Annotated in this window: 15 protein-coding genes; 10 read left to right on the top strand and 5 right to left on the bottom strand. The window is 42.9% G+C overall.

Going from position 1 to position 16,988, the window contains the following annotated elements; genetic code table 11:
• Positions 1-53: 53 nt before the first annotated feature.
• The 6 genes from gyrB (at position 54) to P2W82_RS07670 (ending at position 7,245) form a co-directional block, all read left to right on the top strand.
• A complete protein-coding gene (gyrB, locus tag P2W82_RS07695) occupies positions 54-2,033 on the top strand; it encodes a DNA topoisomerase (ATP-hydrolyzing) subunit B (protein ID WP_336515277.1) in 1,980 nt (659 codons plus the stop codon).
• 27 nt (positions 2,034-2,060) lie between these two features.
• On the top strand, positions 2,061-2,267 hold the full coding sequence (locus tag P2W82_RS07690; protein WP_336515276.1) for a hypothetical protein: 207 nt from the start codon (positions 2,061-2,063) through the stop codon (positions 2,265-2,267).
• Positions 2,268-2,410: 143 nt separating this feature from the next.
• Positions 2,411-3,124 carry a hypothetical protein gene (locus P2W82_RS07685; RefSeq protein ID WP_336515275.1) on the top strand — a complete coding sequence of 238 codons (714 nt, stop codon included), beginning with the start codon at positions 2,411-2,413 and terminating at the stop codon, positions 3,122-3,124.
• 19 nt (positions 3,125-3,143) lie between these two features.
• Complete coding sequence (locus tag P2W82_RS07680; RefSeq protein WP_336515274.1) at positions 3,144-5,099, top strand: lectin-like domain-containing protein; 1,956 nt, start codon at positions 3,144-3,146, stop codon at positions 5,097-5,099.
• Between the two features lie 82 nt (positions 5,100-5,181).
• Positions 5,182-6,504 (top strand): Gfo/Idh/MocA family protein, encoded by a 1,323-nt coding sequence (locus tag P2W82_RS07675; protein WP_336515273.1) that lies wholly within the window; start codon positions 5,182-5,184, stop codon positions 6,502-6,504.
• Positions 6,505-6,507: 3 nt separating this feature from the next.
• Positions 6,508-7,245, top strand: a complete 738-nt coding sequence (locus P2W82_RS07670; protein ID WP_336515272.1) for a 3-keto-disaccharide hydrolase — start codon at positions 6,508-6,510, stop codon at positions 7,243-7,245.
• 97 nt (positions 7,246-7,342) lie between these two features.
• On the opposite strand, the gene P2W82_RS07665 is transcribed toward P2W82_RS07670, so the two are convergent.
• Both P2W82_RS07665 and mfd read right to left on the bottom strand, forming a co-directional pair.
• Entirely contained in the window at positions 7,343-7,714 is a 372-nt protein-coding gene (locus P2W82_RS07665; protein ID WP_336515271.1) for a DUF4870 domain-containing protein, read from the bottom strand.
• Positions 7,715-7,962: 248 nt separating this feature from the next.
• Positions 7,963-11,352, bottom strand: a complete 3,390-nt coding sequence (gene mfd, locus P2W82_RS07660) for a transcription-repair coupling factor (RefSeq protein ID WP_336515270.1) — start codon at positions 11,350-11,352, stop codon at positions 7,963-7,965.
• A gap of 165 nt (positions 11,353-11,517) precedes the next feature.
• Here mfd and P2W82_RS07655 point away from each other — a divergent pair, with 165 nt between their 5' ends.
• Together P2W82_RS07655 and P2W82_RS07650 are read left to right on the top strand one after the other, a co-directional pair.
• Positions 11,518-12,237, top strand: coding sequence for a ferredoxin--NADP reductase (locus P2W82_RS07655; protein WP_336515269.1), 720 nt, complete (start codon positions 11,518-11,520; stop codon positions 12,235-12,237).
• 34 nt (positions 12,238-12,271) lie between these two features.
• Positions 12,272-13,015 (top strand): YdcF family protein, encoded by a 744-nt coding sequence (locus tag P2W82_RS07650; RefSeq protein ID WP_336515268.1) that lies wholly within the window; start codon positions 12,272-12,274, stop codon positions 13,013-13,015.
• Between the two features lie 172 nt (positions 13,016-13,187).
• Here P2W82_RS07650 and P2W82_RS07645 read toward each other — a convergent pair whose 3' ends face one another.
• A complete protein-coding gene (locus tag P2W82_RS07645; RefSeq protein ID WP_336515267.1) occupies positions 13,188-14,633 on the bottom strand; it encodes a glycine--tRNA ligase in 1,446 nt (481 codons plus the stop codon).
• 92 nt (positions 14,634-14,725) lie between these two features.
• Between P2W82_RS07645 and P2W82_RS07640 the strand changes: the two genes are divergently transcribed.
• On the top strand, positions 14,726-15,547 hold the full coding sequence (locus P2W82_RS07640) for an MOSC domain-containing protein (RefSeq protein WP_336515266.1): 822 nt from the start codon (positions 14,726-14,728) through the stop codon (positions 15,545-15,547).
• On the opposite strand, the gene P2W82_RS07635 is transcribed toward P2W82_RS07640, so the two are convergent.
• Both P2W82_RS07635 and dtd read right to left on the bottom strand, forming a co-directional pair.
• Positions 15,539-15,865, bottom strand: coding sequence for a nucleotide pyrophosphohydrolase (locus tag P2W82_RS07635; protein ID WP_336515265.1), 327 nt, complete (start codon positions 15,863-15,865; stop codon positions 15,539-15,541). The two genes, P2W82_RS07640 and P2W82_RS07635, sit on opposite strands and share 9 nt — an antisense overlap.
• Before the next feature lie 219 nt (positions 15,866-16,084).
• A complete protein-coding gene (gene dtd / locus P2W82_RS07630; protein ID WP_336515264.1) occupies positions 16,085-16,537 on the bottom strand; it encodes a D-aminoacyl-tRNA deacylase in 453 nt (150 codons plus the stop codon).
• A gap of 34 nt (positions 16,538-16,571) precedes the next feature.
• Between dtd and arfB the strand changes: the two genes are divergently transcribed.
• Positions 16,572-16,979 carry an alternative ribosome rescue aminoacyl-tRNA hydrolase ArfB gene (gene arfB, locus P2W82_RS07625; RefSeq protein WP_419555708.1) on the top strand — a complete coding sequence of 136 codons (408 nt, stop codon included), beginning with the start codon at positions 16,572-16,574 and terminating at the stop codon, positions 16,977-16,979.
• Positions 16,980-16,988 lie beyond the last annotated feature (9 nt).

The following is a 16,988-nucleotide window of genomic DNA, read 5'->3' as shown; positions in this document are numbered from 1 at the left end:
ACTTTGCCCACTTCTCAGATGGCATAAAAAAACAACTGATTTGTGACGATTGTATGACAACAGAAACTAATGAAATGCTGGCAACAGCCGGAAATGGTTATGGAGCAGATAGTATTCAGGTTCTTGAAGGATTGGAAGCCGTACGTAAGCGTCCGGCGATGTATATCGGAGATATTGGAATGAAGGGATTACACCACCTGGTTTATGAGGTGGTTGACAACTCGATCGATGAAGCGCTTGCAGGTTTTTGCGATGATATCCGTGTCATTATTCATGAAGACAACAGTATATCGGTAAAGGATAACGGACGAGGCATCCCTACCGGCATCAACGTGAAAATGGGAAAGAGCGCCCTCGAAGTCGTAATGACCGTACTTCACGCGGGTGGAAAATTTGATAAAAACACATACAAGGTTTCCGGTGGCCTCCATGGTGTGGGCGTGAGTTGCGTAAACGCACTCAGTACCGTTTTACATGTAACTGTCGAAAGGGAAGGAAAAATCTTCGAACAGGAATACCATACCGGTATACCACAATACGATGTACGTGAAATCGGCGATAGTGAAAAAACAGGAACTACCGTCAGGTTCTGGCCCGATACAAGCATTTTTACAAGCACAGTTTACGTAAAGGATATTCTTGAAGGTCGTCTGCGCGAACTGGCCTATCTGAATAAAAAGATCCGGATCACGCTTACTGACGAGCGGGAAAAGGATGACAATGGCCAGATCTATACCAAAGAGTTTTACAGCGAGGGAGGCATAACCGAATTTGTGGAAATGCTTGACCATAACGGGAAACGCAGTCCGCTCATCCCGAGGGTTATTTATGTAGAAACCCATGACCCTGAAACGAACGTAGCTGTAGAAGTGGCTTTGACATATAATGATTCTTATAGCGAACACATCTTCTCCTACGTCAACAACATCAACACTATTGAGGGTGGTACGCATGTTGCAGGGTTCCGGAAAGCGATCACCAGGGTTTTCCAGGGTTACGGGAAGAAAGAAGGAATGTTTGAAAAGTCCAAGGTGGAAGTGGAAGGTGATGACTTCCGGGAAGGACTAAGCGCAATTATTTCGGTAAAAGTTCCGGAACCTCAGTTTGAAGGTCAGACGAAGACCAAACTTGGTAACTCAGAAGTGATAGGTATCGTGGATAGTGCTGTTTCAAAAGCATTAACGGCTTACCTGGAAGAGAATCCGAAAGAGGCGCGGAATATTATTAACAAAGTAATTCTTGCAGCACAGGCGCGCGCAGCAGCCAGGAAAGCAAGAGAACTTGTACAAAGGAAAACAGTATTAACCGGAGGCGGTTTACCCGGAAAACTTTCAGACTGTTCTGAAAGAGATCCGAAAAAATCCGAGCTCTTCCTCGTTGAGGGAGATTCGGCAGGTGGTACGGCAAAACAGGGAAGGGATAGGAACTTCCAGGCGATCCTGCCATTGAGAGGTAAGATTTTGAACGTGGAGAAAGCGATGGAGCATCGCATTTATGATAACGAGGAGATCAGGAACATGTTTACAGCGCTCGGTGTTAAGATCGGGACGCCTGAAGATCCAAAAGCGCTTGATTTGTCAAAGCTGCGTTATCATAAACTGATTATCATGACCGATGCTGATGTGGATGGAAGCCACATCGCGACGCTGATACTGACTTTTATTTTCAGGTATATGAAGGAGCTGGTTGAACAGGGCTACGTGTACATTGCACAACCGCCGCTCTACCTGGTTAAAAAAGGGAAAGATCAGCAGTATGCGTGGACAGAGGAACAACGCCGGGCATTTATTGAAAAGCTGGGTGCAGGAAAAGAAGATAGTGTTTCGGTACAGCGATACAAAGGTTTGGGTGAAATGAATGCTTCTCAGCTCTGGGATACGACAATGAACCCTGAAACCAGGACGCTGAAACAGGTGTCAATTGAAAGTGCTGCCGAGGCCGACAGAATTTTCAGCATGCTGATGGGTGATGAGGTGGCTCCGAGGCGTGAGTTCATTGAGTCACATGCAAAATATGCGAACCTCGATATCTAAATAAAATAACTGATAAATTCAAACATCATGTCAAATTCAAACATGCTTACAGCTTATAATGTTAAAACCAAAGAAAAGAATGTGCCCATCCTGGATGCTGTGGTAAGTCGCACGGCAAAAGGCGGTTATATTGCACAGGGTAACGATGGAAAAGGTAATAAACTGACAGCGCTGCTGAGCGAAGCAAAGGCCCTGGCTGCAATTGAAGCAGGGGTTGCTAAGAAAAACTGGTAATTCTTCTTATTTTTATAGCTGAACAGGCTATCCTGTGAGACATTCATGTTCCGGGGATAGCCTGTTTTGATTTTGTAAGTTGTTGTTTTGACCACCTTTACGAGCCTGGAATTCACCCCCTAAAAATTTTTCAACCGCTTTATATGAAAAAAACAGTTTCTGCTGTACTTATTCTTCTCAGTTTGGCATTTGCAGGTTGCTTCGATATCAAAGAAGAAATATTTCTTGAAAAGAACGGATCCGGGACCTATGTCTCTACCATCGATATGACACAGATGAAGGAGATGCTTAACATGATGAAATCCTTTATGCCTGATAGTCTTAAAGAAGGGAAAGAAGATGATCTCGAAGGTCTGGGATCGCTTGATTCACTTCAGAATCTGTGGAAGGATATTGATAAGGTGCCGGGAATCAGTAATGTGCAACGAGAAAAGAAAAGTGATATGATTTTTACGGTTTCTTTTAAGTTTTCTGATATGAAGGCGCTCAATACGGCAATGACTAAACGAAATCAGAAAAACGACTCTCTGCCCGCGACGATCAGTGGTGATTTCTATTCTTTCTCGAAAGGAAATTTCAGCTGTAACGATACCAGCTTCGGAGGACTTGGTGATGTAATGAAAGGTTTGAATGAAGGAGCAGAAGGAAATGATTCAACTGCCATGGCCATGAATATGCTAAAAGGTTTTATGGGAGACATGAAATATACAAGCATCTATCACATGCCTGGTAAGATCTCAGATTACTCAAATAAAAATGCGACACTTTCACCTGACGGCAGGACGATCACACTGGAAATCAATCTCAGTGATTCGGACAAACGACAGACACTGGAAAATAAGATCCGATACAAATAAATCGTAAGCCGTCGCCTTCATGCTTTATCTGCATACCCTTGTCATCCGGATCTTCCTGCCGATATTATTTTTTGCGATTGCCTCTATTGCAGAGGCACAGGTAAGTAATCCTTATTTTCTCAATGGCAATGCAACACAGGACAATTGCAACTGTTATACGCTGACGAGTCCTGTGTTGAATCAATCGGGATCTGTGTGGAATATTTACAAGATTGATCTGCGCGAAAACTTTGATTTCAAATTCAGTGTTTTTCTCGGTACGATTGATCAGCAGGGTGCAGATGGAATTGCTTTTGTACTGCAGCCGATAAGTACAAATATCGGATCTGTTGGCGGCGGCCTTGGTTTTGAAAATGTAACTCCTTCTGTGGGTGTTACCATCGATACCTGGCAGAACACCAACAACAACGACCCTGACTTTGATCACATCGCCATACAACGTGATGGGGATCTGAACCATAATAGTGCCAACAACCTCGCAGGACCAGTTACAGCGATCAGTAATGGCCCGAATATCGAAGATGGTCAATGGCATTTATTCCGGATTGAATGGAATGCTGCAACAAAAGTTTACAAAGCATCTGTTGATGGTGTTGAGCGGGTATCAACAAATATCGATCTGATCAGTACAGTTTTCAGGGGCGATCCGATGGTGTTCTGGGGGTTTACGGGATCAACAGGAGGATCTGTTAATCTGCAAAGATTTTGTACAGCATTAAACCCGGGGATCAGGAGTATAAGTAATAATGTTACCTGTTATGGAACGCCGATTCAATTTGTTGATAGTAGTGCTTCATTCGGAAAAATTGTAAAATGGTTCTGGGATTTGGGTGATGGGACAACAGATACTTTACAAACTATCCCTGCACATTTGTATTCTGCACCAGGGATATATAATGTCAGGTTGAATATTCTTGGAAATAACGGATGTATATCGGATACTTTTCGGCTACGGGTAATCGTTGGATCGGACCCGATTGCAAAACCAGCATACGAACCACAAAAACTTTGCGAAGGACGGCCGTTTCAATTGATGGATTCTTCAACGGTAGAATTTGGTACGATCAATAACTGGCAATGGAAAGTGAATGGTACAACCTATACAAGTCAGCATCCCGATTTTCCTTCGGGGATGCCGGTGGGGACTATACCGATTAGCCTGCAGGTAAAAACGGCTGAAGGTTGTGTATCAGATACGGCAACAAGAAATCTTAAGATTGATCCTGTGCCTGGTGTTTCTTTTACAGCCTCCAACGTCTGTGCAGGCGAGGAACTGAATCTGTACGCTACAAATATTACTTCTTCTGTTCCTGTCTCAAAATGGATCTGGTATTTTAACGGTGTTGCAGATAGCAGTGGGGCAAATATTCAATTGAGTTTTGATGCAGCAGGTACATATCCTGTAAAGCTGGAAGGCATTGCGGCCAATGGATGCAACTCTGATGTGTTTACAGAAAATGTAAATGTATTTGCAACCAATGCTTTTGCAGGTCGTGATACGATCGTTGCAATTGATCAACCATTTCAGTTACAGGGTTCGGGTGGAGTGAGTTACAGCTGGTCGCCACCTTTTGGTTTATCAGATCCGAATATTGCAAATCCCGTCGGCAGATTCAGCGATGATGCTCAATTGATCATGACTGCTTCTTCTCCTGCCGGTTGTGCCAGTTCGGACACCATCAGAGTAAGAGTATTCAAAGGACCGGAGATATATGTACCCACCGCGTTTACACCAAATGGAGACAATAAAAATGATGTTCTGAAAGCTTTCCCTGTTGGATTAAAATTTCAATTTTTGAAAGTTTATGATCGCTGGGGTAAATTGATTTTCAGTACTTCAGATTTCAATATAGGCTGGGATGGCCGTGTCAATGCCAGGCTTGCTGACAGCGGAAACTTCATTTGGGTAACGCAGGGAATTCAGAATGACGGCAAGTTGTTTAGTAAAAAAGGCATCGTAACTCTTATAAGATAGTTTTCTGCATTTGCTGACTGTGGTCAAACACCGAAAAGTAGTAAATTCCATTTTCAAAATCAATCAACAAAAACTTGCCAAGATGAGTGACTCACGTAGGAAATTTATTAAGAACTCAGCATTGCTGTCAGCAGGCATTGGATTGTCAGCTGGTTTCCCCGACCGCCTGATGGCCGGGATCACTCCCACCAGAATGTTCCAGGACAAGATCAGGGTTGGTGCGATCGGAATCAATGGCATGGGCTGGTCCGATCTGAACTCCATGCTGAAGAATAATCCTGAAGTGGTATGTACAGCGATATGCGATGTGGATTCGAATGTTGTCACCAAAAGGTTGGGGGATCTCGAAAAAAACTTCAGCATGAAACCGGCAACTTATGGTGATTACCGTAAGCTGCTCGACGACAAAAATGTAGATGTTGTAATCATCGGTACTCCGGATCACTGGCATTGCCTTCAGATGGTGGAAGCCTGCCAGGCCGGAAAAGATGTTTATGTGGAAAAACCTATCGCAAACTCTATTGCAGAAACAAGAGTGATGGTGGAAGCACAGAAAAAATACGGTCGCGCTGTGCAGGTAGGTCAATGGCAGAGAAGCAACGCACACTTCAAATCAGCTCTCGAATTTCTAAAAGGTGGCCAGCTCGGTAAGATAAGAATGGCGAAAACCTGGGCTTACCAGGGATGGATGAAAAACGTTCCTGTACAACCCGATGGCCCGGTTCCTGCCGGTGTGGATTATACAATGTGGTTAGGCCCTGCTACAAAAAGACCATTCAATCCAAATCGCTTTCATTTTAATTTCAGGTGGTTCTGGGATTATGCCGGCGGATTGATGACTGACTGGGGAGTACACCTGGTGGATTATGCTTTACTCGGTATGAATGCACAGGAACCGATTTCTGTAATGGCATCCGGAGGAAAAATGGCATACCCTGATGATGCATCAGAAACTCCTGACACACTTGCAACCGTGTATGATTATGGAGATTTCATCCTGCTCTGGGAACATGCACAGGCGATCAATAATGGCAACTACGGAAGGGATCATGGTATTGCATTTATCGGAAATAACGGTACGCTTGTACTCGATCGTGGCGGCTGGGTAGTTATTCCTGAGAAAGGAAAAATGGAAGCAGTTCCTGATGTAAAAAGATCGGATGATGGTTTAGGAAATCATACCAAGAATTTCATCGCCGCTGTAAAGTCAAGGGATTTCACACAGCTGACTGCACCAATTACAGCAGGAGCAAATGTTGCCCAGGTTTGCCAGATGGGAAATATCGCCTATCGTACCGGAAAGAAATTATTCTGGGACAAACAGAAAAATGGCTTCAATGATGCGAAAGCTGACGCCTATATCAAAGAGAGTTATCATAACAATTACAAATTGCCAAAAATCTAAACAATGAAAAAAACAGCGGGACTGTTGGTAGCGTTTTCGTGTATTCTTGCTGCTCAGGCGCAGCGCCAGGGGGATCCAAAACTTTCAGAATATTATGAGCCCGTACCTCCGGTAGTTACTCCGGGCAAAACGTCTGCAGATGCGCCTTCGGATGCAATCGTTTTATTCAGCGGAAAAGATTTTTCCAGCTGGAAAGCAGACAGAGGTACTGATATTAAATGGACAATTGCAGATGGCGCAATGACCGTAACAGGTGGCACAGGAGGAATTACTACAAAGGAAGGTTTTGGTGATTGCCAGCTGCATATTGAATGGAGAACACCTGCAGTTGTAAAAGGTGACGGCCAGGGTCGTGGCAACAGCGGTATTTTTCTGATGGGCAAATATGAGTTACAGGTGCTCGATAACTACAATAACAAAACGTACGTCAACGGACAGGCGGGAAGTATTTACAAACAACTCGTACCATTGGTGAATGCCTGTCGTCCTCCGGGAGAATGGCAGACTTACGATGTGATTTTTACAGCTCCACGTTTTTATGAAAATGGAATTCTGAAAAGTCCGGCAAGAGTTACTGTTTTTCAGAATGGTATTCTTGTACAGAATAATCGCGAACTCTGGGGCGGCACAGAATACATAGGTTCTCCTGAGTATAAAAAACATGGTGATAAAGAACCCATTTCATTGCAGGATCACGGCAACCCTGTATCCTATCGCAATATCTGGATCAGGCCAATGTAAAGGTTGAACGTAATACGTTGAACGTTAAACGTTGGGCGTAAAACGTAAAAAAGCTGTCATCTTGTGATGACAGCTTTTTTATTGACTCAACAACAAACTATTTTATAATTCTCCAGTTCATCGGGAACCTGTACAGCTTTAAATCACTGGCTTTTATTGCGCCAATGATACAGAAGATCAATACAAAGATGCCTGGCACCCAGAGAAAGAATATTCCAACAATGGATATAAAAAGAGCGATGTAAACTATCGAAATAGTTATCTGGAAATTCAATTGTTCTTTTGCATGAGCGGCGACAAATGGAGATTCATCTTTTTTTATAAGATAAATAATCAACGCAGGAAATAGCCAGAAAAAGATGGACAGGACATGCACAAGTATTGCCAGCGTGCGCTCGTCGCCGTTAGGTGTATACGTGGGTGTTGTTTCCGTACCCAAATATTCGGTGTTACCTGAATTTGTTGACATTGTTTTTCGTTTTTATTAAAATAATCAATTTCCGGTTAAATGCTAACGCGTTACGTTTTTAAATTGAAATTCCGGCCGAAAAATTCAGAATAATAAGATAAAGTCGCTGCTGGAAGGCATTTGGATGTATGACTTCAGGAAAAACGTGAAACGTAGAAAGTCGAACGTTAGATCATGCGAGTTTTGGAAGCTGATTTAATACTTGAATTCTACTGAGGGTCTGGTTGGTATTAATCCTGGACCAGGTCTCAGGCAACGGCATTGATTGAGGACTTCATCCTGGAAAGCAGAGTAAATAACTGCTGCATTGTTTTTACATCTTCTACGATCAGCATAAAATTCCGGCCGACTTGTTTGAGTTTTCCGGTGTTTATACGATGTTGAATAAAGTCCAGTATTCCCTGGAAAATAGAGGATTCAAAATAAGGGCTGTCGGGATTATTTACGAAGTAACAACGCAGCGTTTCCTGCTTAAGAACAAGACGTTCGAAACCGAGTTCAACCGCGGTCTTACGACATTTCACTGTGAGAAACAGATCTTCCACTTCGGACGGAACCGGCCCGAATCTATCTTCAAGCTCCTTATGAAATGCTTCGAGTTCTATTGCGTCTTTTGCATTGTCCAGGCGTGTGTACAGGGTGAGCCTTTCCGTTATGTTCTCTACATACGAATCGGGAATCAGTATTTCGAGATCTGTATCAATGGTACAATCCTGGACGAAATCATCTTCCTTACTGATCTCTTCTTTAAACACTTCCCTGAACGAAGTACGCTTCAGCTCGCGTATTGCCTCATCGAGTATCTTCTGGTACATTTCAAAACCGATCTCTACCATGAACCCACTCTGCTCGCCACCCAGCATATTTCCCGCCCCACGGATATCAAGATCGCGCATGGCAATCTGGAAACCACTTCCCAGATCACTGTGTTGTTCCAACGTCTGTAATCTTTTTCTTGAATCCGACGGTAGCGTACTCACCGGTGGTGCAAGCAGGTAACAGAATGCTTTTTTATTGCTTCTTCCAACCCTTCCTCTCAACTGATGAAGATCACTGAGACCAAACTGATGCGCATTGTTGACAATAATCGTATTTACGTTCGGAATATCTACTCCGCTTTCAACAATATTTGTACATACCAGAATATCATATTTTTTATCAATAAAATCCATGATGCGCTCCTCGAGTTCATGCCCTTCCAGCTGACCGTGCGCAAAACCAACGCTGAGATCCGGGCACAAATGCCTGATCAATGCGGCCATTTCAGCTAATCCCTGTATTCGGTTATGAATGAAGAACACCTGTCCTCCCCTTTCTGTTTCGAAATAGAGTGCGTCACGAATAAAGTCTTCATTGAAAACCTGTACTTCAGTTTGGATCGGCTGACGATTCGGTGGCGGCGTATTGATGATGCTGAGATCGCGGGCCCCCATCAAACTGAACTGAAGCGTCCTTGGTATAGGCGTTGCCGTAAGCGTAAGACAATCCACTTCCGTTTTTAGTGTTTTCATTTTCTCTTTATGACCAACACCGAACTTCTGCTCCTCATCTATTACTAATAATCCAAGTTCTTTAAATTTTACATCCTTCGCAAGCAAACCATGCGTACCGATAATGATATCAACTTTTCCTTCTTCGAGATTTTTCAGAATTTCCTTCTTTTCCTTTGCTGAACGGAAACGATTGACAAAATCAACCTTAACCGGGAAATCTCTTAACCTCTCACTGAAAGTTTTAAAATGTTGAAACGCAAGAATTGTTGTAGGTACTAATATAGCAGCCTGCCTGCCATCAATGCAGGTTTTAAATGCAGCGCGAACAGCAATCTCTGTCTTTCCAAAACCAACATCACCACAGACCAAACGATCCATCGGATGCGGACTTTCCATATCTTTTTTCACATCCGCAGAAGCCTTACTCTGATCCGGCGTATCCTCATACATAAAGGAAGCCTCCAGTTCAGTCTGCATATAATTATCCGGAGAATGTGCAAAGCCCGGCTGCGCTTTTCGTTGCGCGTATAATTTGATCAGATCGAAAGCGATCTGTTTAACCCTTGTCTTGGTTTTTTCTTTAAGTTTCTGCCATGCATCACTACCAATCTTATTCACCTTTGGTACATGCCCTTCCTTACCTGTATACCTGCTGATCTTGTGAAGGCTGTTGATATTGACATACAGAATATCATTGTCTTTATACAGAATCCTAACAGCTTCCTGGTACTTGCCACCAATATCCATTTTCTGCAGGCCACTGTAAACACCAACTCCATGATCGATATGCACAACATAGTCACCCGGCTGCAGCTCCTTCAACGCACGAATAGTTAGCGCTTTACTTTTATTGTAAGCCTGCTTGACCTTGTACTTATGATACCGTTGAAAAACCTGGTGATCTGTATAGCAAACTACCTTCAGATCTTCATCAATAAAACCCTCGTGAATTGCAACGGGAATTGGCGTGAAATTGATCTGCTGATTCAGATCGGTAAATATGCTGTGCAGCCTTTCGAGTTGTTTTGGGTTCTCCGCAAAAATGAAAGTGGCAAAATTCTTTTGCTCCCAGCCTTTCAAATCTTTTATCAATAAATCAAACTGCCTGTTGAAGGCCGGTTGCAATTTTGTATTGAATGCTATTTGTTCGTCAACAGAAGATAAAGTAGAGGCATAACCGAACTCTATCAAATGTCTTTTTTCAAATAACTGCAATAAAGTACCGGTATCAACAAGATCGTTTTCATTAAAATCTGACTGAACGCCATCTTCATCAGGCGGAGCCGCCTGCCGGCTTTCTTTTCTCTGTAGAAACAAATCAAGGTCCTCCTGCTGATCAAGTAATCGTTCCTTCAGAACACTCCAATCGTTGACCCACACCACTGTATTCTCCGGAAGAAATTCAGGAAGCGGAATCTTATCCGACTGATCAATATTCAATTCAATATTCGGAATGATATTGACCTGTAGTAATTTCCTTTCACTGAGCTGCGTTTCCGGATCAAAAATCCTGATCGAATCAACTTCGTTTCCGAACAACTCAACACGATATGGTTTTTCGTTTCCAAAAGAATAGATGTCAAGAATACCGCCGCGCATCGCAAACTGGCCAGGCTCATATACAAAATCGGTTCGTTCAAAACCATAACCGACAAACCTCTCCATCAGCTCGTCGATATTGAGAGTGTCATTGGTTTTTATACTGATGATATGACCCGTCAAAGTTTTGGGAACCACGACTTTCTCCTGCACTGCATCCGGATAGCTTACGATGATTTTTCGGTTAGATCCACCCGCGATTCTTGTCAACGCTTCCGTTCGCAGCATGATATGGCTGCTGTTCAGAACACTGAAATCCTTTTTCTTTTTAAATGAAGAAGGGAAGTAAAACAGATCAATCGGGTTGATCAGGCTTTCGAGTGTATTGTGGAAATAAGCTGCCTCTTCTGCGCTATCCAGGATAATAAGGTGGCTGTTGGGATAATGTTCCGGCTGATCGTAAACCGCGGAAAATACAAAAGCAGCAGCGCTTCCATTCAGGTACCGTAAATATATCTTTTTGGGATCAGGCAACAGGACTCCGGCCGCAATTGATTTTATGCGGTGATCTGCTTTATATTTTTCCAGCAATGTCTCCAGGTTCATTCGCTCATCATTCCGGATTTTGTTCCGGCTGCTTTTCTTTTGGAATCTGCAAAGATAGTGCAAGCGACGTGAATATTTCCAGTCCAAAACATTTAACAAGTCGCCTCATCCTGATTTGGGAACAGGTGATTAAAACTTAGGCCTTAATTTCGCAGAAACTTTTGAATGAACCCTCCACCCTGGAGACGAGGCGAAATTGTCCGTATAAAAGAAGAAGCTCCTCATACCCGACGGTTCTGGATAAAAATTCCGGAGCTGGAGTCATTTCAGTTCCAACCCGGGCAGCATATTACGCTGGAATTGCCTATAGACGAAAAGCAATCAAAGCGTATCCGCAGCTATTCCATCGCGTCCTGGCCCAACAACAGCAATATTTTCGAGCTGATCATTGTACATAACCAGGATATCGTTGCTTCAGAATATTTATTTAAGACCATCCAGGAGGGAGACGAAATCAGGGTTCGTGGTCCGCAGGGCAGATTTTTACTTCCACATGTTCTGGATAAGGATATATTCTTCATCTGTACAGGCACAGGCATAGCGCCATTCCGAAGCATGCTTCATCATATTGTCGAGAACAACTTAGCGCATAAAAACATTTATCTCATTTTTGGCACCCGAACGACTAAAGATCTGCTGTTCCATGATGAATTTTTAAAGCTTGCTGAAACCCTTCCCCAGTTTCACTACATGCCTGTACTTTCCAGGGAAGAATGGGCAGGAGAAACAGGTTATGTTCACGAGATTTACAAACGCATGGCTTCAACAAAAAAACCCGCCTATTTTTATCTCTGCGGTTGGAAACAAATGATTGAAGAAGCAAAACAACATATCTTAGAAATAGGATACGATCAAAAAGATATTCACCACGAGATGTATGGTTAAATAGGGATCTGAATCATCATATAAAATCCTTAGATTGTTTTTCATTGCAAAGCTTGTTGGTTACCTGCTCCATCCATTCGTTTGGATACTGATACTATTATTGCTTGCGTGGTTTACAAAAAACAAATTCAGAAGAAAAAGAATCGTTGGTATTACTTTAATAGTTGCACTCTTTTTTTCCAATCCATGGATTATTGATAATATCTTCTATCGCTACCAGTCAAAACCTGCATCACTTCCTGCCGATCGTCAATACCAATCGGGAATAGTACTTGGGGGTTTTATGAGTTATGATGAGGAAACCAGAGAAGCCTATTTCAACGAAGCTTCAGATCGTTTTATTCAGACTGTTCGACTTTTCCAGTTGAAAAGAATTCAGAAAATCATTGTCAGCGGTGGTAATGGTTCGCTGAATAACAATGATTTCAGGGAAGCCGATTTCATCCGAAAAAACCTGTTGGATGCAGGGGTTCCTGATCGTGATATCTTAATTGAATCAGAGTCAAAAAACACGATTGAAAACGGTCGCTTTGTAAAACGACTGACAGACAGCATCAATTACCACGACACCGCATTGCTGATCACTTCAGCATTTCATATGCCAAGGGCAACAAAGATTTTTGAAAAAGCAGGGTTGAAAGTAAAACCATATCCCTGTGCATTCATGGTTAAAAAAGTCCAGACAAAATTCACCCCAGCCAGCCTGCTACCATCATTTGATGCATTGGAACGTTGGCAACTTATACTACGTGAACTTGTTGGTAAACTTAAATCCTGAAATGTCTCTTTATCGCTTCTTCATGCACGCCGCCCTTGCACTGGCCCGGCAGAAGATGTTCCCGGCGACAACAGACTTTGTCTTCTGCTCAACAATTCCGCGCAGGGCTGTTTTACTTTAAACTTTACACCTTCCACTTTAAACTAAACAGGCGCTTACTTCATCAGCAGACCTACTTGATTTTCTCTTTCACGAGTTCTCTCACTTTTGCCAAAGCAATTCGTTCCTGCATCATGGTATCCCGATAACGGATGGTGACTGTCTGATCTTCCTTTGTCTGATGATCGATAGTGATACAAAAAGGAGTTCCCAATGCATCCATGCGACGATAACGTTTACCAATCGTATCTTTCTCTTCATAAAAACAGTAGAAGTCGCTGCGGCATTCGTGCATGATATCACGCGCTATCTCAGGAAGACCATCTTTTTTAACCAGCGGAAGTATAGCGAGTTTAATGGGTGCAATTTTGGCCGGAAGTTTTAGTACAACACGACTATCTTCCTTACCATCATCTTTTGTCCACTTCTCTTCAGTATATGCATAAGAAAGAGAAAGCAGGAACATACGGTCGAGACCAATCGAAGTTTCAATTACATATGGAACATAGTTCTGGTTGATCTCGTTATCGAAGTATTGAAGCTTTTTTCCGCTGTATTGCTGATGACTTGAGAGGTCAAAATCAGTTCTGGAGTGTATACCTTCCACTTCTTTCCAACCTATCGGAAATGCATATTCGATATCGACAGCCGCATCGGCATAGTGCGCCAGTTTAACGTGGTCGTGAAAGCGATAATTTTCAGCCGGTAAACCAAGACCTGTATGCCATTTCATTCTTTCTTCTTTCCAGTATGCGTACCATTCCTTCTGTGTGCCAGGGCGGATGAAGAACTGCATTTCCATCTGTTCAAATTCCCGCATGCGGAAAATGAACTGGCGCGCGACTATTTCGTTTCTAAATGCTTTACCAACCTGCGCAATACCGAATGGAATTTTCATGCGCGCAGTTTTCTGCACGTTTAGAAAGTTCACGAATATACCCTGAGCAGTTTCAGGACGGAGATAGATCTCATTGGCTTCATCTGAAACTGAACCCAGCTGTGTGGAGAACATAAGGTTGAACTGGCGTACATCCGTCCAGTTTCCAGTTCCGCTAACAGAACAGACAATTTTATTTCTTTCGATCAATCCTTTCAATCCACTGAAATCATTGGCTGCAAGAAAGCGATCCATATCCGCAATCAGGATATCAGCTTCATCATTTTTCCCATCGGCCACCAGTTTTTCTGCAAAGCCTTCGATCAGGTGATCCACGCGATAACGTTTTTTACTGTCTTTGTTGTCGATCATCGGATCGCTGAAATTGTCGACGTGACCGGAAGCTTTCCAGGTAGTAGGGTGCATGAAAATGGCGGCATCGATGCCCACAATATTATCATGCATACGAGTCATTTCATTCCACCATTGATCACGGATATTTCTTTTCAATTCGCTACCCCACGGACCATAATCATATACGGCACTGAGCCCGTCGTATATTTCACTGGACTGAAAAACAAATCCGTATTCTTTGGCATGCGAAATAATCGCCTGGAATTTCTGTTGGTCTGTGATCATCATAGCGCGCAAAGTTAAACGTTCTACGTTGAACGTTAAACGTTGAACCCAGAACTGTGGCAAAATTCAATATATATTTGAAATAATCTTAAGGTATGTTACGTGTTTCCGAATTATATATTTATCCGGTCAAATCCCTGGGAGGAATTGCAGTACAGGAAGCTAAAATGACCAGCCGCGGACTTGAATATGATCGCCGCTGGATGCTGGTCGACGAGAATGGAATTTTCATGACGCAACGAACCACGCGGGAAATGTCTTTACTGCAATGCGGGATATCCGGGGGCTATCTTATGGTTTATCATAAATTGAATCGTGATAAAAAAATCAGTATCCCATTGGATCAATACGGAGAAGAAAAAACAGAACATGAAGTTTGGGGTGATCTTTGTGTCGGAAGTAATGTCAGCAGTGAAGCTGACCAATGGTTCTCTGATGTACTGGGTTTAAAATGCAGACTGGTGTTCATGGCCGATGATTCCATCCGGCCAGTGGATACAAATTATACTTCTCATGGCGAGATCACTTCTTTCTCGGATGGATATCCGTCTTTAATTATCGGGCAGGCATCTCTGGATGATTTAAACGGTCGGATGGAAATTCCCATTCCGATGAATCGATTCAGGCCGAATATCGTTTTCACCGGCGGATCGCCGTTTGAAGAGGATACCATGAGGAAGTTCAGGATCGGTGCAATACTTTTCGAAGGAGTAAAACTCTGTGCAAGATGTGCTATCCCAACAATCAACCAGGACACCGGACAAATGGCCAAAGAGCCTACAAGAACACTTGCAAAATACCGGGCCAGAAATAATAATGTTTATTTCGGTCAGAACCTGATTCATTCAGGAGAGGGAATAATCCGGGTCGGTGATGAGATTGAAGTTTTGCAAACGATTGTTGGAGAATCATTTTAATTTATCGTTATCCAGATGACGATTTGCGTCGCGGATATTTTTCTTTTCGAAATTCTTCGTCAAAGCTTTAGTAAGATCAACACCCGTCTGGTTTGCCAGGCAAATCAATACCCATAATACATCAGCCATTTCATCCGGCAGATTTTTTTTGAGGTCTGACTTTTTAAATGACTGATCGCCATAGGTGCGGGCCATTATCCGTGCGAGCTCTCCTACTTCTTCGGTGAGGATAGCCATATTGGTTAGTTCGCTGAAATATCGAACACCTACTGTTTTTATCCAGGCATCGACCTGTTGTTGCGCTTCAGAAATTGTCATGTTTGCGTTGTTCGTTTTTCGTTGTTCGTTTCCGTCGAACAACCGGTTTATAGCTTAGAGGTGCATGATAATTATTCCACTACTTCAACTGCCAGAAATTATTTTGCATTTTGCCTTAATCAGAAACAGAATACCTGCCTGCCGGCAAGCACGCTGAATACAGAAAACAGGCTTGCACATACAGGGGTCGGCTGTTTCCTATTGCCTTCTTACTATTGCCTATTGCCTGTCTTTAGTATCTATCCAAATAGTAACAGGTCCATCATTAATCAGCTCTACCTGCATATCCCCACCGAAGACACCGGTTTCTACTTTTTTACCCAGGTCCCTTTCCAACCGAGTGATCATTTTCTCATACATAGGGATGGCAAAATCAGGTTTTGATGCCCTGATATAGGAAGGTCTGTTACCCTTTTTGACTGCCGCATGAAGAGTGAACTGGCTGACAAGCAAGATCCCTCCATCGACATCCCGTACGCTGAGGTTCATCACCCCTCCGGCATCTCCGAAAATGCGCAGGTTGACGATTTTTGCACTAAGCCATTCAATATCTTCCTGCATATCAGCATCTTCGATCCCCAGCAGCACCAGCAACCCCGTAGTTATCTTACCCGTAATATTTCCATCCACTTTTACCGAAGCAGATTTAACACGTTGTATAAGTGCCCGCATATAGAGAACAGAAAGGAATTTGTACTTTTAGTCGATGAAGATAGATATATCGGGGGAAATTGTTTTTCGGACAGCAAGGAGTGGCGGAAAGGGGGGCCAGAATGTCAACAAAGTAGAAACAATGGTCGAAGGATTATTCAATCCCGTGCAATCTTCCGTGTTGGATGAGCATCAAAAAAAGACGATCCTTGAGAAATTGCAGAACAGACTGAATGCAACGGGGAACATCAGTATACGGTCACAGAAAACGAGATCACAGCTGAGTAATAAAGAGGATGTTGTACATAAAATGAATGCACTGATAATGCAGACACTGGCGAAAAAGAAAATCAGAATTGCTACAGCACCATCCAGAAAATCCAAGGAAAACCGTATCAAGGAAAAGAAATTAAAAGCAGAAACAAAATCAGGTCGCAGAAAGTTTAACCTGCATGAAATTTAAACCCTGGTG

This window comes from Pollutibacter soli (assembly GCA_029269725.1).
Classification (GTDB): domain Bacteria; phylum Bacteroidota; class Bacteroidia; order Chitinophagales; family Chitinophagaceae; genus Pollutibacter; species Pollutibacter soli.
This window is presented reverse-complemented; position numbering and strand designations above follow the sequence as displayed.